This window comes from Streptomyces flavotricini (assembly GCF_020639365.1).
GTDB lineage: Bacteria > Actinomycetota > Actinomycetes > Streptomycetales > Streptomycetaceae > Streptomyces > Streptomyces flavotricini.
Map to the genome: position 1 here is coordinate 4,764,228 of NZ_JAINUL010000001.1, position 18,584 is coordinate 4,782,811.

15 protein-coding genes and 1 tRNA gene are annotated in these 18,584 nt (G+C 74.2%); 10 read left to right on the plus strand and 6 right to left on the minus strand.

The annotated features are described in order from the left end of the window. Nucleotides 1-45: 45 nt before the first annotated feature. On the minus strand, nt 46-1,326 hold the full coding sequence (locus K7B10_RS21640) for an ATP-grasp domain-containing protein (RefSeq protein ID WP_229338197.1): 1,281 nt from the start codon (nt 1,324-1,326) through the stop codon (nt 46-48). Continuing rightward, complete coding sequence (locus tag K7B10_RS21645; protein WP_229338199.1) at nt 1,323-2,594, minus strand: ATP-grasp domain-containing protein; 1,272 nt, start codon at nt 2,592-2,594, stop codon at nt 1,323-1,325. Before K7B10_RS21645 ends, K7B10_RS21640 begins: the two co-directional genes overlap by 4 nt. Before the next feature lie 236 nt (nt 2,595-2,830). Here K7B10_RS21645 and K7B10_RS21650 point away from each other — a divergent pair, with 236 nt between their 5' ends. The 9 genes from K7B10_RS21650 to K7B10_RS21690 all read left to right on the plus strand — a co-directional run bounded on the left by K7B10_RS21650 (nt 2,831) and on the right by K7B10_RS21690 (nt 10,284). Next, nucleotides 2,831-4,075: an MDR family MFS transporter gene (locus K7B10_RS21650; protein WP_229338201.1), complete on the plus strand. Its 1,245-nt coding sequence runs from the start codon at nt 2,831-2,833 to the stop codon at nt 4,073-4,075. Nucleotides 4,076-4,190: 115 nt separating this feature from the next. Next, nucleotides 4,191-4,820, plus strand: coding sequence for a DinB family protein (locus K7B10_RS21655; RefSeq protein ID WP_229338203.1), 630 nt, complete (start codon nt 4,191-4,193; stop codon nt 4,818-4,820). Nucleotides 4,821-4,866: 46 nt separating this feature from the next. Further along, on the plus strand, nt 4,867-5,643 hold the full coding sequence (locus K7B10_RS21660; RefSeq protein WP_229338205.1) for a 2OG-Fe dioxygenase family protein: 777 nt from the start codon (nt 4,867-4,869) through the stop codon (nt 5,641-5,643). Continuing rightward, a complete protein-coding gene (locus tag K7B10_RS21665; protein ID WP_229338207.1) occupies nt 5,643-6,140 on the plus strand; it encodes a GNAT family N-acetyltransferase in 498 nt (165 codons plus the stop codon). Before K7B10_RS21660 ends, K7B10_RS21665 begins: the two co-directional genes overlap by 1 nt. Then, nucleotides 6,128-7,009, plus strand: coding sequence for an AzlC family ABC transporter permease (locus K7B10_RS21670; protein WP_229338209.1), 882 nt, complete (start codon nt 6,128-6,130; stop codon nt 7,007-7,009). Before K7B10_RS21665 ends, K7B10_RS21670 begins: the two co-directional genes overlap by 13 nt. Beyond that, the gene (locus K7B10_RS21675) at nt 7,006-7,332 is read left to right on the plus strand and encodes an AzlD domain-containing protein (protein WP_229338212.1); all 327 of its coding nucleotides are present in this window, start codon (nt 7,006-7,008) and stop codon (nt 7,330-7,332) included. Before K7B10_RS21670 ends, K7B10_RS21675 begins: the two co-directional genes overlap by 4 nt. A gap of 121 nt (nt 7,333-7,453) precedes the next feature. Next, nucleotides 7,454-7,527, plus strand: a tRNA-Met gene (locus K7B10_RS21680). A 211-nt stretch (nt 7,528-7,738) separates the two neighbouring features. Then, nucleotides 7,739-8,968 (plus strand): PP2C family protein-serine/threonine phosphatase, encoded by a 1,230-nt coding sequence (locus tag K7B10_RS21685; RefSeq protein ID WP_372481441.1) that lies wholly within the window; start codon nt 7,739-7,741, stop codon nt 8,966-8,968. A gap of 293 nt (nt 8,969-9,261) precedes the next feature. Next, a complete protein-coding gene (locus tag K7B10_RS21690; protein ID WP_372481442.1) occupies nt 9,262-10,284 on the plus strand; it encodes a M23 family metallopeptidase in 1,023 nt (340 codons plus the stop codon). Here K7B10_RS21690 and K7B10_RS21695 read toward each other — a convergent pair. The 4 genes from K7B10_RS21695 to K7B10_RS21710 all read right to left on the minus strand — a co-directional run bounded on the left by K7B10_RS21695 (nt 10,193) and on the right by K7B10_RS21710 (nt 15,507). Then, entirely contained in the window at nt 10,193-11,545 is a 1,353-nt protein-coding gene (locus K7B10_RS21695) for a PrsW family intramembrane metalloprotease (protein WP_229338214.1), read from the minus strand. The two genes, K7B10_RS21690 and K7B10_RS21695, sit on opposite strands and share 92 nt — an antisense overlap. Before the next feature lie 52 nt (nt 11,546-11,597). After that, nucleotides 11,598-12,380, minus strand: a complete 783-nt coding sequence (trmB, locus tag K7B10_RS21700; protein ID WP_229345277.1) for a tRNA (guanosine(46)-N7)-methyltransferase TrmB — start codon at nt 12,378-12,380, stop codon at nt 11,598-11,600. Between the two features lie 162 nt (nt 12,381-12,542). Then, nucleotides 12,543-13,769, minus strand: a complete 1,227-nt coding sequence (gene lhgD / locus K7B10_RS21705; protein ID WP_267501441.1) for an L-2-hydroxyglutarate dehydrogenase — start codon at nt 13,767-13,769, stop codon at nt 12,543-12,545. A 130-nt stretch (nt 13,770-13,899) separates the two neighbouring features. Continuing rightward, nucleotides 13,900-15,507: an NsdA family TPR-like regulatory protein gene (locus tag K7B10_RS21710; RefSeq protein WP_229338216.1), complete on the minus strand. Its 1,608-nt coding sequence runs from the start codon at nt 15,505-15,507 to the stop codon at nt 13,900-13,902. Between the two features lie 730 nt (nt 15,508-16,237). Between K7B10_RS21710 and K7B10_RS21715 the strand changes: the two genes are divergently transcribed. Beyond that, nucleotides 16,238-18,424: an asparagine synthase-related protein gene (locus tag K7B10_RS21715; protein WP_229338218.1), complete on the plus strand. Its 2,187-nt coding sequence runs from the start codon at nt 16,238-16,240 to the stop codon at nt 18,422-18,424. Nucleotides 18,425-18,584: the final 160 nt, after the last annotated feature.

Below are 18,584 nucleotides of genomic sequence, written 5' to 3' on the forward strand. Positions count from 1 at the left end.
GACGATGTTTCACGTGAAACATCGCCCCGGTCGGTGCGCGGCCGGTCAGGCGGCCGGTACGACGACCACGTCGAGCCGCTCGTCGAGGTCGGCGGCGATCCGCTCCACCCGGTCGATGTCGGCGGCGCTGCGGTAGGGCGCGGCCACCGCGAGGGAGCCGGCGATCTCGTACCAGCCCTCGGGGGCGCGCCGCAGCCGGTCGCCCGGCTTCGAGGCGGGGATGTACGAGCGGAAGTACGGGGAGTGCGTCGCGTCGCCGGAGTTGTTGCGGACGAGCGTCCCGGTCCGGTAGGCGAACTTGATGCAGGTGGCGGCGCGCGGGGTCGCGGCCCGGACCACCTCGCCGTCCAGGAGCGTGCCGAGGGCGTACGCGTCGTCCCCGGCGAGGACCGCCTTGGCGTAGAGGCGGACCGCGTCGATGCCGTGGACCTCGCGCAGGTTGCGGTAGTTCTGGCCGCCGCTCATGCGGGTGGCGAACTCCACGACCCGGTAGCGGCCCTCGGAGTCCTGCCGGAACTCGGCGTTGAACAGGCAGTGCCGCACGCCCAGACCCGCCACGATGCCCTCGGCGACCGCGACCAGCTCCGGCTCCTCCTCCGGGGTGCGGAACGGGAGGGTGTAGAAGTCCTCCTCGAAGTACGGGCCCGGCATCTGCATCTTGTTGGTGACGCCGACCAGGTGGAAGGTCCCGTCCAGGACCACCCCGTCGAGGGTGACCTCCTTGCCCGGGAGGAACTCCTCCAGCAGCGCGATCTCGGGGCCCTCGCTGGGGAAGTAGCCGCCCCACTCCTCGGCGAGCCGGGCCACGTCGGTCAGCGCCCGCTCCAGCTCGGCGCGGTCGCGGACCAGGCTGACGCCGATGCTGGCGGCCAGTGCGCTCGGCTTGACGATGAAGGGGTAGGTGAAGGCCTCCGCGGCGGCGAGACCGGCCTCGACCCCGTCAACGCCCGCGAACCGCGGGCCCGGCAGGCCGTGCCGCTCCAGGAAGGAGCGCTGGAGCTGCTTGTCGCGGGAGATCAGATCGGCCTCGGGACGCGGCCAGGCGTGCCCGAGGAGCTGGTTGACCCGGGAGGTGACGGCGATGTCGCTGTCGTAGAAGGTGATCGCCGAGGCGATGCCCAGCCGGCGGGCCGCGGTCGCGCAGAACTCGGCGAGCTCCGCGCCCTCCAGCCCCTCCGGGACCGGCACGACGTTCGCGAACCGGCCGTCGTCGGCGGCCTGCGCGACCCGGGTCGCCAGGTGGATCTCCAGACCCATCCGCTCCAGGGTCTCGATGTGTTCGCGGTGCCACGCGTACGTGTTCCGCATGATCAGGAGGATCTTCATGACGCGGTCTTTCCGTGGGAGGCGTGCAGGGGGGTCGTGACGACGGTGACCTTCTCGGTGAGCCGCTCGGCGGTGGCGACGGCGGCCTCGGTGTCCGCTCCGGTGACCAGCACCTGGCCGACCCGGTCCCAGTTGCCGCGCAGCTCCCCGACGCTGTCGCCGGGCCGCACGGTGGTCTCGACGTCGATGACGTCGGGCAGGGCCCGGGCGTCGTCCGCGCCCTGGATCTCCACGACCGTGCCCGGCTCGGCGGACAGGAAGCGGGTGGCCGCCGCGTGGCGGGGGAGGGGGCGCTCGGCGAGGGCCGGGATCAGCCCGAACTGCCAGGCCACGATCCACTCTTCGAGGTCGATGCCGTAGGCCGAGTCCAGCAGGTCGAAGATCCGGTCGCCGCCCATGCGGTTGTGGCTCTCGATGATCTGCGGGCCCGTCGGGGACAGCCGCAGCTCGGTGTGGGCGGCTCCGTCGGTCAGGCCCATCGCGTCGAGGAAAAGGGCGACCGCCTCCTCGACGCGCCCCTCGTCCACCGGGTCGAGGCGGGCCGGCAGGGCGTGGCCGAGCTCGATGAACCCGCCGCCGGTGAGCTTCTCGGTCACCGCCAGGACGATGTGCCGGCCGGCGAAGGAGAAGCTCTCGACGCTGTATTCGGGGCCGGGGATGTACTGCTCGGCGATGAACCGGCCGATGGTGAAGAACGCTCCCCACTGGAGGTCGGTGCGGGCCCGCAGGGCCTCCACCCCGGCCCAGGCCTCGGCGGCCTGCTCCGGCCCGTCGATCCGTACGACGCCCAGGCTGGCGGTGGCGTCGACGGGCTTGAGCACGAAGGGGTAGCCGTGCTCCGCGCCGAAGGCGGTCAGGGCCTCGGCGCTGTCGACCTCGGCGGCGGCCACCGACAGGGCCCGCACCTGCGGGGAGGGGGAAGCGGCCAGGTGACGGCGCATCGCGTGCTTGTCGCGCAGCAGCTCGGCGACCTCCTCGGAGGTGTTGCCGAGCCCCAGGTGGTCGCTGATCCGGCCGGCCGGGACCAGGCCCGGCTCGGTGATCGAGGCGACCCGGGTGAACCCGTACGCCCGCTGAGCGGCCTCCACCAGCGGCCGGGTGACGTCCCAGTCGGTGTAGTCGGCGATCAGGACGGCCTCGGCCAGCGCGGCGGCCTCGGGCACGAACTGGTCCTTGTGCTGGATCAGCACGAAGCGGATTCCGAGGGCCGCCGCCTTGCGCAGCGTCTGTATCCGTCCGCCGACGACGAGAAGCATGTGTTCGGTCATGGCCAGAACTCTGCAGCAGGATTCCGGGCCGGGAAATGGATTCGGACTGGCACAAGCGTGCCCGGCACGAATGACGCAGCAGCCCCTTTCAAGTGATCTTGAAGTGGGTGCCCGGGCAGGAATGTGCCAGCCCCCTTTGTGCCAGCCCTCAGCCCTGGGCAGGGCCTTGACCGGCGGGTTTCATGGTGAACGCCACCGCATCCGTGATGCTTTACCCGATCGAGAAGGAGCCCCCCATGGCCGGCGAGGACCCCTTGCGCCGACGATTGCAGGACCTGCCCAGAAGTGCCTGGGTGATCTTCTCCGGAATGTTCCTCATCAAATTCGGCAATTTCCTGAACGTATTCCTGGTGCTCTTCCTCGTCGCCCGGGGATTCTCCGCGTTCCAGGCCGGCGTGGCCCTCGGCGTGGTCGGAGTCGGCGCCTTCATCGGCAACGCCGTGGGCGGCGCGGTCGCCGACCGGTTCGGCCGGCGCACCGCCATCGCGGTGTCGATGTTCGGCAGCAGCGCGGCCACCGCCCTCGTCCCGCTGACGGACGGGCTGATCGCCACCACCGCGCTGGTCGGGCTCGTCGGCGTCTTCGCCCAGCTCTACCGGCCCGCGGCCGGCGCACTGCTCGTCGACGTGGTCCCCGAGAAGCAGCGGGTGACGGCCTTCGCCGTCCTGCGGCTCGCCATCAACGTCGGCATGGCGGTCGGCCCGCTCGTCGGCGGCCTGCTCAGCGGGGCCTCGTACACGTACGTCTTCCTCGGCGACGCGCTGTTCTCCTTCGCCTTCGGCGTGCTCGCGCTGAGCACGCTGCCGGGCGGGCGCCCGCCGGTGGAGGAAGCTCCGGCCGCCCGGAGCGGCAAGGGCAAGGGGGGCTACCGCGAGGTGCTCTCCGACCGCCCGTACCTGCTCTTCCTCGGCTCGATGGTCGCCGCGACCTTCGTGTACGGGCAGTCCACCGCGACGCTCCCGCTGCACGTCACCGACGCGGGCTTCGACAACAAGGTGTACGGCCTGCTGCTCGGCCTCAACGCCCTGCTCTGCGTGGTCGTCGAACTCCCGCTCACCAAGCACACCGAGCGCCGCAACCCGCGCCGGGTGATCGCCGCCGGCCTGGCCCTGCTGGGCATCGGCATGGCCCTCACGGGGGCGATGCAGGCCGTCTGGCTGCTCGCGCTGACGGTGGTGGTGTGGACGGTTGCCGAGACCGTGTACACGCCGATCGCCAACGCGTACCCCGCCGAGTTCTCACCGGCCCACCTGCGAGGCCGCTACCAGGGCGCCGAGGGCATCGCCCACACCCTCGGCGGCGCCCTCGGCCCGGCCGTGGGCGGCCTCCTCTACAGCATCTCGCCGCCGCTGCACTGGACCGCCTGCGCGGCCGTCGCCGCCCTCGGCGCCCTCCTGGTCCTGGGCGCCGACCCGGGCCGCCGCGGGCAGGTGAGCGCCCCGCAGCCCGCGGAAACCCCGCAACCCGCCCCGGCGGCCTGAGGCCCTCCGGCGCCGGATCCGCGGCCCGCGCACCGGCACCCGCACCCGCACCCGTCCCCGTCCCGGTCCGTCCCCGTACCGGCACCCACCGAGCCCACCCGAAAGGCACCCGCGCATGACCACCAGCACCACCACCGGCAGCGCCGTCACCACCGACGGCGTCCACCGCATCGACATCCCGTCCGCCACCGAGGACCCCGCCGCGTACGTCTCCGCCCTCCTCGAAGTCGCCGGTGAGCGCGACGCGTTCGACGTGCTCGCCAAGACCCCCGTCTGGGCGGCGCGGCTCTTCGCCGACCTGCCCACCGACCTCGCCGAGACCGTCCCCGAGCCGGGCGAGTGGCCCGCCGCCTTCATCGTCGGCCACCTCTTCGACGTCGACATCGTCTACGGCTTCCGCTGGCGCCTCGTGGCCACCGAGGACAACCCCGTCTACCCCGGATACGACGAGCAGCTGTGGGCCCCGCTGCCCCGGCTCCCGTTCCGCCAGATGCTCGACGCCTGGACCGGCCTGCGCGCCTCCAACGTCGCCCTCCTCGCCGCGCTCACGCCCGAGGAGTGGCAGCGCACCGGCCGCCACGGCGAGCAGGGCGGCGAAACGATGGAGGTCATGATCCGCAAGGTCATCGGCCACGACATCGCGCACATCAACCAGATCTACCGGGCCATCCGCCTCGTGCGCGAGGCCGCCGGCCTCGACGTCGCCGAGCTGGACGCCACGTACGAATCGCTGGGCCTGCGCTGAAGCCCCGGCGTCCGCCTTCCACCGCCTCCAGAGAGAGAACACCGTCGTGACCACCGTTGCCCACAGGCCCGCCCCCGACACCATCACCTCCGTCGGCCCCGACCTCCGCGACGCCCTGCGCGAGCAGCGCTACGCCCTCGTGCCGGCCGCCGACCTCACCCTGTCGCCCGAGCTCGCCGCCGCCTTCGACGGCCTCCAGGCCTCCTGGGCCCGGCTCACCCCCGACACCCACTTCGGCGGCGGCGACCGCGCCGTCCGCACCCGCCGCTACAGCGACTTCACCTACGTGCCCGCCACCGGCGAGCTCGCCCCGCTCGACCACGTCGCGTACTACCAGAGCGAGGCCATGAACGCCTTCGTGGGCGGCATCGAGCGCCACTTCGGCGACGTCGAGGAGACCACGTACCGCAACCCGCTCTTCCAGGCCCTGGTCCGCTACGACTTCGACAACCTGCCGATCGAGGACGAGTACCGCGACCGCGCCTGGGTCTGCCAGATCCACCAGATCCGCATCGAGATCAACCCCGGCAAGTACAACGAGCTGGTCCCGGAGGGAATCCACTCCGACGGTTACCCGTGGGCCGGCCTGCACCTCATCTCCCGCGTCGACGTCGAGGGCGGCCACAGCACCGTCTTCACCTGGGACGAGGAGCCGCTCGCCAAGGGCACCTTCCTCACCCCGCTCGACTCGCTGATCTTCGAGGACCGCGCGATGAAGCACCACGTCACCGGCCTCGCCGCGGGCGAGGACAAGGGCGGCTACCGCGACGTCCTCGCGATCTCCTTCTCCCTGCCCGGCTCCCCCTACGAGACGCTGGTCTGATGAGCGCCGCAGCTCTGGCGCTCGAGGAGCCGCACGTGCTGGCCGGGCCGTACGAGCCCGGCGCCCCGGCCACCGCACCGGCCGTCTCCGCGCCCATGACGGCGGCCGACATCCCGCAGGTGATCGAGCTGCTGCGGGCCGCGGCGCAGGCCGCGTACTGCGAATGGGAGGACGAGCGGCTCCTCTCCGGGCACCTCGCCCACTCCTCCGACCTGTGCCGGGTGATCCGCACCTCCTCGGGCCGCGTCGTCGCGGCGCTGCTCGCCGGCTCGTTCGGCGTACGGGGCAGCATCAGCCACGCCGTGGTCGACCCCGGCCACCGCAGGCTGGGGCTGGCCCGGGTGCTGGCGGTCGACACCCTGGCGGCCTTCCGCCGCCGCGGGGTCAACCGCATCTTCCTCGCCGTCCTCGACGGGAACGAGGCCGCGACCGGCCTCTGGACGGGCGTGGGCTTCCGCCCGGCCCTGGGGGAGAGGACCTTCGAATGCGATCTGTAGCGACGGGCTCCCCGGCCCCGGCGCACCCCGCCGCGGTCGGGGACCCGGGGGCGCGCGGGGCGGGGGCCGTCCGACCGGCCGCCCCCGTCCCGGCCGCCCCCACCGGGCCGGCCCGCGGGCCGCGGGCTCCGGGCGCCACCCGGGCCGCCTGGGCGGCGGGCTTCGGGCAGGCCGTCCCCGTGATGCTCGGCTACGTGCCGGTGGCCTTCGCGTTCGGCGTGCTGGGCCACACCGCGGGGCTGCCCTGGTGGGCGATGCTCGCCATGTCGGCCTTCGTGTACGGCGGTTCCTCGCAGTTCGCGGCCCTCCAGCTGCTGGCCGTCGGCGCCGCCCCGTACGCGATCGTCCTGACCACCTTCGTGGTCAACCTGCGCCATCTGCTGCTGTCCGCCGCGATCGCACCCCGGCTCGCCGGGTGGCGCCGCCGCGAGCAGGCGCTCTTCGCGTACGAGCTCACCGACGAGGCCTTCGCGGTGCACTCCGCCCAGTACGCGGAGCGCGCCGGGCGCCCCAAGGCCGAGGTCTTCACCTTCAACGCCGCCGTGCACGCCTCCTGGGTGGCGGGCACGCTCGCGGGCGTGCTGGCCGGGGACCTGGTCACCGACGTGGAGGCGCTGGGCCTCGACTACGCCCTGCCCGCCATGTTCATGGCCCTGCTGGCGGCCGGGATCGTCGCCGACCGGCGAGGGCTGGCCGTCGCGGTGGTCGCGGGCGGCGGGGCGGTGGGCCTGACCCTGCTCGGCCTCCAGTACTGGGCCGTACTCGTCGCGGCGGCCGTCGCGGCCACCTTCGGCCTGGCCATCGCACCCCGCGAGGGGCGCCGCGAAGACACCGACGAACCCGGTACGGAAGGAGCGGTGGGCCGATGAGCGACCTCACGCTCGCCCTGACCATCGCCGGCATGGCGGCCGTCACCTTCGGCCCCCGGCTGGTGCCCACCCTCTTCCTCGCGGCGGCCTCCCTGCCCCGCCCCGTCGTGGTCTGGCTGCGGCAGGTGCCGCCCGCGGTGATCGCCGCCCTGCTGGCCCCGTCCCTGTTCGCACCCGCCGGGACGCTGGACCTCGGTCCGGGCAACCACGGCCTCTGGCTGGCGGCACCGACCCTGCTGCTGGCCTGGCGCACCCGGAACTTCTACCTGACCATCGCCTTCGGTATCGGGTCACTGGCCCTGCTCCGCCTGGTCACGGGCTGATGCGAGCTGTCTTTCCGGCCCTCTGTACGGCTCTGACCTGCGAATATGTCGGTCCTGGAGGTGGCGGGAAGGTTAATTGGCGCAACCCCTCTCCGCGATGACGTAGAGTTGTGTTTACCGACGCGGGGTGGAGCAGCTCGGTAGCTCGCTGGGCTCATAACCCAGAGGTCGCAGGTTCAAATCCTGTCCCCGCTACTCAGCACGAAGGCCCGGTTCCCCTTGGGAACCGGGCCTTCGTCGTTTCTTCTCCTCTTTCTCCTTCCCCTCCTCTTTCTCCTTCCTCCCGCGCCGCACCCTCACCCGATCGGCCCGGGCCGGGTCGCCGCGCGGCCGCGGCTGCCGCCAGCCTTGAGGGGCGATGCGGCGGCGGCCCGCACCCGCGCGAAGCACCGGGCAGGAGAGCAGCGTGTTGGGGCAGGGGCGGCAGCAAGGTGGTGACGAGGACCCGGGCGGCACCGGCAACGGCACCCGCAACGGCACCGGCAACGGCACCGTCACCGGCAACGGCGACAGCACCGGCAACGGCGCCGCCCGCAAGGTGGTCCGCGCGCTTCCGGCCGTACTGATCGCCGTCGGACTGGCCTTCGACCTGCTCACCCCGCCGGGCTACACCGGATCCCCCTTCTTCTCCGCGGCCCCGCTGATCGCCGCCCCGCTCTCCTCCCTCCTGGTCACGTTCCTCACCGGCGTACTGGCCTCGCTCGCAGTGGTCCTGCTGCATCTCCTCAACGGCACCACCTGGAAGGTCGAGGGGCTGACCGAGCTGGTCACCGTCATCACCGTCGCCGGGCTCGCGGTCCTGATCAACCGGGTCGTCCGGCGCAGCGGCGAGCGGCTCGCCTCGGCGCGCGGGATCGCGGAGGCCGCCCAGCGCGCCGTCCTGCCGGAGCCCGCCGAGCGCATCGCCGGCCTGCACGTCCGGGCCCGCTACGAGGCCGCGCAGGCCGACGCCTTCATCGGCGGGGACCTGTACGCCGTCCAGGACACCCCGTACGGAGTGCGGCTGGCCGTGGGAGACGTACGGGGCAAGGGGCTGGGGGCGGTCGAGGCCGTGGCGGTGGTCCTCGGGGCCTTCCGGGAGGCGGCCGAGACGGAGCCGACGCTGGAGGGCCTGGCCCAGCGGCTGGAGCGGGCGCTCACCCGCGAGGGCACCCGGCGCGACACCCTGGACTCGGTGGAGGGGTTCACGACCTGCGTGCTCGGCGAGATCCCCGCGGGTGCGCAGATGCTGCGCCTGGTCAACCGGGGCCATCCCGAGCCGCTGCTGCTGCACGCCGACGGGCGCCTGGTCGTCCTCGCCCCGGCGGAGCCGGCGCTCCCGCTGGGCATGGGGGAACTGGCCGCGGGCCGGCCGGACCGGGCCGAGGAGTGGCCCTTCCCCGTCGGGGCCACCCTGCTCCTGTACACGGACGGGCTGACCGAGGCCCGCGACGCGGCGGGGGTCTTCTACGACCCGGCGGAGCGGCTGGCCGGCCGCGTCTTCCCCGGCCCCGGGGAGCTGCTCGGCGCGCTCAGCAGCGATGTGCGCCGGCACACGGGCGGCGGGGCGACGGACGACATGGCGCTGCTCGCGGTGGGTCGGCCGGGAGAAGGTGAGCCGGAGCGGCGGCGTACCGTCCCCGTGGTCGCTCCGTGACGGTGAGTAACTGAAATGATGTGTCCTGAAAGGTTTATGACGGGCCGTCAAGAGGTGGGTGTGGCTGGAGAGATGTGGATCTTGGTTGATTTTTGCCCGAGTTGATCCACTTAAGTGGCTTTAGTGATGGCCAAGGCCGCGCAGAGGGTGGCTGATTACCGCCAACGATCCATCGCAACAGCTTGGAATCACTCCCCTCCGTATATTACCGTTCGATAACGCAGCGCGGTCGTCCCAGCCGTCGCAAGAGACGGCGCCGTGCGCGTGCGCGTCCCCCTGAGGAGTGTGGCCCGGTGGCCTCCAACTCGCCTGCCCCCGAAGGCATAGAACTCCAGGAAGAGCCCACCGCGGGAGCCTGGGGTGAGTGGAACCCCACCGAGGACTCGGCCCGCCCGCCGCGCGGCAAGCACCGGGTCGCCAAGCAGCGCGGGGGACTTGCCCGCAGCTCCACCGTGCTCGGTGTCGGCGTCATCGCCGCTGTCGGCGCGGGCGGTATCGCCACTGCGCAGGACCGGCCCCAAGTCGCCATCTCCATGCCCTCGTTGCCCGACTTCGGCATGGGCGGCGGGGACGACGGGCAGCGGCACGCGGAGGCCGCGGGCCCCGCCGCGGGCGGCGGCGCCTCCGCCGGGTCGACCGGCATCATCGCGCAGCAGGCGGCCCAGCACGCCGACGCCGGCGCCACCCTGGTGGGCCGCATCCTCCAGCAGGCCGAGTCCCAGGAGACCGCCGCCGAGGCCCAGATCCGGGCGCAGGCCGAGCGGGAAGCGCAGGAGGCCGCGGCCGCGGAGGCCAAGGCCAAGCGGGAGACCGCCCAGAAGGAGGTGGAGGACGCCCGGCTGGCCGCCGAGAAGGCGGCGAAGGAAGCCCAGGAGGCCGCCGACGCCAAGGCCGAGCAGGAGCGGATCGCCAAGCTCTCCGGCAGCTACTCCCTCCCCACCTCCGCCTACACCCTCACCTCGCACTACGGCGACGCCGGCTCCATGTGGTCCTCCGGCCACCACACCGGCCTCGACTTCGCCGCCCCGACCGGCACCCCCGCCAAGGCCGTCGCCGCCGGGAAGATCACCTCGGCCGGCTGGTCCGGCGCGTACGGCTACCGGATCGTGCTGGAGCTCGAGGACGGTACGGAGATCTGGTACTGCCACCTGTCCTCGATGTCGGTGACCTCCGGCTCGGTCGGCGCCGGCGACACCATCGGCCGCGTCGGCGCCACCGGCAACGTCACCGGACCCCATCTCCACCTGGAAGTACGCAAGGGCGGCTCGACGGTGGACCCCCTGGCGTGGCTGGAGTCCAAGGGGCTGAACGTTTAGGCGCCGTCCGGCCGACGGACGTCCGGCCCGAGGACGTCGGGCCGGCGGGCGCCCGCCGGGCGGCCGGTACGAAGACCCGCTCCAGGGGTTCCAGGGGCGCGAGCGGGACCGGCCGGGGCACGAGCAGCTCCTCCAGGACCGCGGCCCGGGCCAGCGCGGGCCCCGCCGTCGCCCTGCGCAGCCACAGCAGGCGCAGCAGCTCCCGCTCCCGGCAGGCGAAATCCGGCACTCCTGCCGGGCCCCCGTGCCGGGCCCGGTGCCGCAGCAGGGCGAGCGCGGCCGCGTCCGCCTCGTACAGGGCCACCGCCCGGCCCGCCGCCCGGCCGCCGGTGGACCGGGCCAGCGACCGGGCCAGCGACCGGGCGGGCATCGACACCAGCGCCGGCACCTCCGCCGGGCGCAGCCAGCCGGCGGCTGCGTACACCGCCAGCTCCCCGGCGACGGCCCGCAGCCGGCGCCGCCTTATCCGCACGGCCAGCCACAGCAGCAGAACGAACACCGGGACCATCACGCAGCCGTAGACCTCGTAGAACCCGTACTCCCCGAACCGCGACGAGCTGTTCCACAGCGCGTGCAGACCCATCGCGGCCAGCAGCCCGAGCAGCGGCAGCCCGATCCGGCGGACCCGGCCCGCGGCGAGCGCGGCCGCGCCGAAGCCGAGCCCGGTGAGCACCGTGAACAGGGGGTGCGCGAACGGCGAGACCACGATCCGCACGAAGAAGGTCGCGGCCGTCACCGAGTCCAGCGCGGCCGCGCCGCTCTCCACGTCCTCGCCGAAGGCGTTGCCCAGGTAGAGGACGTTCTCGGTGCACGCGAAGCCGGTGGCGGTGAACCCGGCCACCACGAACCCGTCCGCGGGGCCGGTGAACTGGCGTCTTCGGAACGCGAACACCAGCAGCAGGGCGGCCGCCTTGGCGCTCTCCTCGACCACCGGGGCGACCGCCACCGAGCCGAGCCGGTCGGCGGCCGAGGCGTCGGCGGTGGCCGCCGTTATCCACTCGGTGGCGAAGTTGTTGGCCAGTATCGCGATCAGGGCGGCGGTGCAGGCGCCCCAGCCGAAGCAGAACAGCAACTGCGCCCAGGGGCGGGGCGCGGCCCGGCCGAGCCACCGGAAGGCCGCCATGAGCGGCGGCACCGGCAGCACGGCCAGCCCGAGGCCGACGAAGAACCCCGCGGTGCCGGTCTGCTCCCGCACGAGTTCGAGGATCGCCAGCCCCGACACCGACAGCACGGCGACAACGCACGCACGGGCTCGGAACACACGATGACTCTAGCGAGCCGCTCTGACACGCGGAGTGACGTACGTGGTTTCTCTACTCGTTCGGGGAAGCGTGGCCCCGGCGCGCGAAGAGCAGGTCGTGGACGACGTGCCCCTTGTCGAGGCCCTGTCCCTCGAAGCGGGTGAGTGGCCGGAAGTCGGGCCGCGGCGCGTAGCCGCCGTCCGCCTGGGTGTTCTCGAACTCCGGGTGCGCGGAGAGCACTTCGAGCATCTGCTCGGCGTACGGCTCCCAGTCGGTCGCGCAGTGCAGTACGGCCCCGGGGGCCAGGCGGGTCGCGGCCAGGTCGAGGAACTCGGGCTGGATCAGCCGGCGCTTGTGGTGGCGGGCCTTGGGCCACGGGTCCGGGAAGTACACGCGCAGACCTGCGAGGGAGCCGGGCGCCAGCATCTCGCGGAGCAGGATGATGGCGTCGCCGTTGGCGACGCGGACGTTGGTCATCCCGCCGCGCTCGGCGAGCGCGAGCAGGTTCCCCTGGCCGGGGGTGTGCACGTCGGCGGCGAGGATCCCGGTCGCGGGGTCGGCGGCGGCCATCTGCGCGGTGGCCTCGCCCATCCCGAAGCCGATCTCGAGCACGACGGGGAGCCCGCCGAACATCTCGTCGAGATCGATGACGGAATGCCCGTCGATGTCGAGCCCCCAGGTCCCCCAGAGCCGCTTCAGGGCTTCGCCCTGTCCGGTGGTGACCCGGCTGCGCCGCGGCTGGAAGCTCCGGATCCGCCGCTCGTGGTGCGAACCGGCCGGATCGGGGGCGGGCCCGTCGGGAAACCGCGGCTCGGTCCGCCACTTCGGGGGCACGTAGGAATTCGCCTCCGGCACGGTCTCCGGGGCGCTGGGCTGGGGGGTGAGGGACTCAGACACAATGCCCAGATTCTACGACCCCGCCCCCACCCGCCCGCCGGGCCGGCGGCACGGAGCGCCGGCGCGGCCCGGTGGGCTACGCGGCGCGGCCCGGTGGGCTACGCGGCGCGGCCCGGTGGGCTACGCGGCGCGGAGCGAGGCCAGCGCCCGGCGGGCGATTTCACGCCCGATCGGCAGCGAGGCGGTGGCGGCCGGCGACGGCGCGTTCAGCACGTGCACCGCCCGCGGCCCCTCCTTGATCAGGAAGTCGTCCACGAGCGTCCCGTCCCGAAGGACGGCCTGCGCCCGGACCCCGGACCCGGCCGGCGCCAGATCCGCCGCCGAGACCGCCGGCAGCAGCCGCCGTACCGCCTCCGTGAACGCCCGCTTCGACAGTGAGCGGTGGATCTCGCCCGCCCCGTACCGCCAGTGCCGCCGGGCCATCCGCCAGGAACCGGGCCAGGCCAGCTCGTCCGCGACGTCCCGCGGCCGGACCACGCCCCACCCGTACCCCTCGCGCGCCAGTGCCGGCACGGCGTTCGGCCCGACGTGGACCCCGCCGCCGATGCCCCGCGTCAGGTGCACGCCGAGGAAGGGGAACGCCGGGTCCGGGACGGGGTAGACCAGCCCGCGGACCAGATCCGGCCGCGCCAAGTCGTAGTACTCCCCGCGGAACGGCACGATCCGCATGCCCGGGTCGTCCCCGGTCAGCCGCGCGACCCGGTCGCACTGCAGGCCCGCGCAGTTCACCAGCACCCGCGCCCGCACCACGAGCCCCGCCGTCGTGCGCACCGCGATCCCGCTCGGCCGCCGCGAGATCAGGTCCACCGCGCCGCCGTACACGATCTCCGCCCCGGAGGACTCCGCGAGCTGCCGCGCCACCTGCCCGTAGTCCACGATCCCGGTGGTGCCGACGTGGATCGCGGCCAGGCCCTGCACCTGCGGCTCGTACTCCGAGATCTGCGCCGGGCCCAGCTCGCGCACCGGGATGCCGTTCTCCCGGCCCCGCTGCACGAGCGCGTGCAGCCGCGGCAGCTCGTCGCGCCCGGTGGCGACGATCAGCTTCCCGGTGACCTCGTGGTCGATGCCGTGCTCGGCGCAGAACTTCACCATCTCGGCGGCGCCGCGCACCGCGAAGCGCGCCTTGAGCGATCCCGGCTTGTAGTAGATCCCGCTGTGGATCACCCCGCTGTTGCGGCCCGTCTGGTGCCGGGCGGGTCCGGATTCCTTCTCCAGTACCACCACCCGCGTCCCCGGAGCCAGCTGTGCCAGGGCGTGCGCCGTCGACAGGCCGACGATGCCGCCGCCGATCACCAGCACGTCGCAGTCGACCCTGCCCGCGCCGCCCGCGTTGCCCACGCCGCCCAAGCCGCCACCTCCCACCCCTGCATACTGCACCCCGCCACTGACAATGCGGCCACGCGGGTCCGCGCCCGCGTGGCCCGCCGGCTCTCCGCCCGCGCCACCGGCGGCTCTACAGCCCGCACCACCGGCGGCTCTACGCCTGCGCCACCAGCAGCGGCCGTGCCCGCTCCCGCAGCTCCGCCACGCGCGGCTCGTCCCCGTACGGTTCGAGCCGGTGCAGCAGGTCCCGTACGTACTCGGTGGTGCGCGCCGAGGAGATCCGGCCCGCGACCTCCACCGCCCGGGTGCCGGCCGCGCACGCCGCATCCAGATTGCCCGACTCCAGCTCCGCGACCGCGCTCACCACCAGCCGCAGCCCGTGCGAGCGCACGTACTCCTCCGTCGGGCGCGAGAGCGCCTGCTCGGTGAAGCGCCGGACCTGCCGCGGCAGCTTGAGGTCCCGGTAGCACTCGGCCGCGTCCGCCGCGAAGCGGTCGTACGAGTAGAAGCCCAGCCAGGTCGGATCCGGGTCGCCCTCGCGGGCCCGCTCCAGCCAGCCCTCCGCCGCCCGCAGCGCCGCCCCGGCGGCCGCCGAATCGCCCGCCTTCGCGTGCGCCCGCGCCTCGACGAGCCGGAAGAAGCTCATGGTCCGCGCCGTGGCCAGGCCGCGGTTGCGCTCCACGGCGGCCTGCGCGAGGTCCACTCCCTCGTCCGGGAAGTCCCGGTACGTCGCCTGGAGCGACATGGAGGCCAGTACGTACCCGCCCAGCGGTACGTCGGCGGCCGCGCGGGCCAGGCGCAGCGCCTGGATGTAGTAGCGCTGGGCCGCCTCCTGCTGACCGGTGTCGAAGGCCATCCACCCGGCCAGCCGGGTCAGTTCGGCCGTCGCGCCGAACAGCGCGCGGCCCACGTCGTCGCTGTACGAGCCGAGCAGCAGCGGCGCCGCGTCGACGCGCAGGCACTCGGGCACCATCGACGAACGCCAGTCCCCGCCGCCGTACTTGGAGTCCCAGCGGCGCGCGTCCTCGGCCGCCTCGCGCAGCTTGGTCACGTCGCTGTGGCCCACGCGCTGCGGCGCCGGGTCGTACAGCCCCAGGGCCGGGGCGGGCGCGGGCGGGGCGTGCGGCGTTTCACCCGAAGACTGTGCGGGCAGACCCGATGACGGAGAAGAGGGCGCGGACGCGGAAGAGGACGACGAAGAGGACATGGGCGAGGGCGATGCCGTGCCCGCCGCCGGCTCGCGTGACGCCACGGTCTCGCGGGGCGGGGCCGCGGGCTCGCGGGCCACCGAACCGTCCGCCGGAGATATCAGCCAGCGCGAGGCGGGCGTCGCGTACGCGGACACCGCGAAGGAGCCGGCCAGTGACTGCCAGATCCCGCCGCTGCCGCCCGCGCCGCCCCGGCGGCCTGCGAGGTCGAGCCGGTACAGATCGGTGGCCGAGCGCACCGCCTCGCCCACGTCCCGCGGGAAGGCCAGGCCGACCTCGGGCGCGGGGTCCGCGTCCGCCAGCCCGATCTCGTGCAGCGGCACCGGCCGCCCCAGCTTCGCGCCGATGGCGGCGGCGATCAGATGCGGGGCCGCGCCCTGCGGCACCATTCCCTTGGACACCCACCGGGCCACCGACGTCTTGTCGTATCGAAGCGTCAGGCCGCGTTGTGCGCCGAGGTCGTTGACCCGCCGGGCCAGCCCGGCGTTGCTGATGCCGGCGAGGGCGAGGACGGCGCCGAGCTTCTCGTTGGGCTCGCGGAGCTCCCTGGACATGCGCCACCCCTCGTCACACGCGGAACGCACACAACGCATACGCCGCCGGGGCATAGTTGCCCGGCATTTCGTAAACCCAGCGTAGTTCCCCGCCTCCCAAGCGTTAAGGCCCCGACTTCCGGATGGCGGGATTGTTGTCCGCCCGCACAGTCGGGGCAGGGTCCGCGCCGCAGGCGCACGCCCCCTTCCGTGCTCCGTGCGTGTGGCCGTGCGCCCGCCCGTGCGCTCTGGCCGGTCGACAGGCCTGGCGATTCGATGTGCCCTGCGTGGGTCGGCCCGCCGCGTGGATCCGGCGGGCCGGGGGATGCCGCTGCCTCAATCCCCGCGGGTGGCGGAACGGTCCGGGGGGTGGATCCCGCCTCCCGGACCGCGCCCGCGGCCCGGTGCGGCCGGGCGGCTCCCAGGGCGTGCGGCGGCGCCACGTGCGGGCCCAGTGCGCCCGCGGTGTGCTCGTGGGGCCCCCGTGGTGTGGCCGCGGCACGGCCTCGGTACGACCTCAGTACGGCCGAAGAATGGCCGAAACCGACCTATGGGACGGTGGGAACGGAACGCCAAATACCGCGTGTCCGCGGCGTGTTCGTTTGCACGTGCGCCCTCCTCGGCCACTCTCGCACGCCTGTCTCGTGGCAGCATGGACCCCGAGCCACCCGGGGTCCCGTTCGGCTGCGCCCTCAGCGCTGACCACGACGTTCCCGCCCCGGTCAATTGCCCACAGGCTGGGGAGGCGGCGGTGCGCTGGTTGGTCGGGTGGAGCAGTATCGCCGCGAGCTTCGGCACGGCCGGCCGCGTCGGTGGACAGGGCGGATCCGGCCCACGCGACCATCTGAGCGGCGGCCCCGTGAGCGGCGGCCTCGCCGATGCCGACACCGCCCGTCCGGACGACCCCGGCGCCGAGCGCACCGTCGTCCCGGTCGGCGCCCAACTGCTCTGGGGAGACCCCGACCCCCTCTGGGCCGTCGGCGACTGGCGCCCCGACGAGATCCGCACCCTCGCCGCCGACCCCGCCGACCCCTTCACCCGGCTCGCCGTCCTCGGCTGCTGCGGCGCCACCGACGCCGAGCTGCGCAGCGCCCTCCTCGCCGCCCGCGGCGGAGCCCTGCGCCACCTCACGCAGTGGTCCGGCAGCTACACCGCCGTCGTCCAGACCGGCCGCCGCATCACCGTGGTCGGCGATCTCGCGGGCGCCCGGCCCGTCTTCTACACCCCCTGGGCGGGCGGGACGGCGTACGCCACCGCCGCGCTGCCGCTCGCCGACCTCATCGAGGCGCAGCTCGACATCGGCCACCTCGCGGCCCTGCTGGCCTGCCCCGACAGCCCGGAGGCACTGGGCGACGGCACACCGTACGTCGGCGTGCGGCGCATCCCGCCCGGGCACGCGCTGATCCTGCGCGAGGGCTCGCGCGAGATCACCGGGTACGAACCGGTGGCCTCCCTCGCGGTGGCGGCGCCCACGGCCGATGCCGAGCGCGCGGTGGAGGGCGTACGCGAAGCATTGGTGGATGCCGTGCGCGCCCGGCTCACGGCGCCGCGGCATGCCCCCGACACGCCGCCCCACGACCCCGGTCCGGTGCCCGGAATGGGCCCCGCCGACCGGCGCGCGGCCCGGGGCGCACCCGCCCCCGTACCGGGCGTGGGAGCCGACCTCTCCGGAGGCAGCGCCTCCGCGACCCTCGCCCTCCTCGCCGCCGGCCTGCCCGGGGCACCCGGCACGGTGATGAAGCAGTCCGGCGAACGGCTCCTGGCCGTCACCTTCAACGACCTCGCCACCCCCCAGGGCCGCGAGGCCGAACTCGAACGCGCCCGGGCCATCGCCGCCAACCCGAGGCTGCACCACGTGGTCGTGGCCGCCGCCGAGGAAGCCCTCCCGTACGCCGACCTCGACGGCCCCCTCACCGACGAACCCGGCCCCTCCCTCGTCACCGCCGCCCGCGAGCGGCGCCGGCTGGCCGCCGGCTCGGCGGACCACTTCGTCGGGCACGGCGCCCGCCAGGTCCTCGACGCCCACCCGGCCCGGCTCGCCGACCTCCTGATGGACCGCCGCAGACGCCACCTGCTGCGCCCGGTCGCCGCCCTGGCCCGCTCGGCGCCGGGTGACTCCGCCCTCTCCCTGCTGGTCCCGTTCTCCGTCTACTCGGCGGCCCGCCGGCTCGCCCGTACGCCGTACCGCGCGGGCATGGAGGCGGCCGCGGCCCGACTGCGCGAAGGGGCCGTGGCGGGTGCGGCGTCGAACCCGGTGGACGCCTCGCTGGCGGCCCTGACCTGGTCCCGCCCGGGCCCGGCGGCGGGCTGGCTGACGGGGGAGGCACTGGCGGAAGTATCGATCCGCCTCGCCACCGCCGCAGGCCGCCCGCCACTGTCCCTGCGCCCCGGCGAGGCCCGGGCCCGCGCCGCGCTGACCCGGCACGCGGCCGACCACCGTGTCTTCGAACAGGCCGTGGAGGTCCGCAGCCAGCGCCTGCACGCCCCGTTCCTGGACAACCAGGTCGTACGGGCGGCGCGCGCCCTCCCGGAATCCCTGCGGGTCCAGCCGGGCGCCCGGGCGGCGATCCTGCGCACCGTCCTGTCCTCGGCGGGCGTACGCGAACTCCCCCCGGGCTGGGGCGCCCCGACCCACGCCCCGAACGAAACGGCCACCCGCCTGGGCCTCGGCGCGGCGCTCCCCTCCCTGCTCTCCCTCTTCACGACCCCCCTGCTGGCGGACGCCGGCCTGATCGAGGCCCGGGTGGTCCAACAGGCCCTCCTGGACGCGGCGGAGGGCCACCCGGTCCCGCTGGACGGTCTGGCGGAGCTCGTCTCGATGGAGCTGTGGCTGGGCCGCCTGCTCGCCCGCCGGGGCACGTGCTGGACGGGGACGTCCACCCCCCGCCGCAGAGCCGTCCCGGAGGGCGTCCCCACCCCCCGCCCGGCCCTTTCCTGACCCCACCGACAGCCGCCGATCCGTGCCGCCGCCCCGTTGCGTGCGGTGTCGCGCGTTCGAGGCGGGGAGTCCGGGGGCGGAGCCCCGGGAGCGGCCCCGGCACTCGCTCTCCGGCCGTGCGGGCGTACGGGTTCCCGGCCCCGCAACGGCGGCGCGGGCA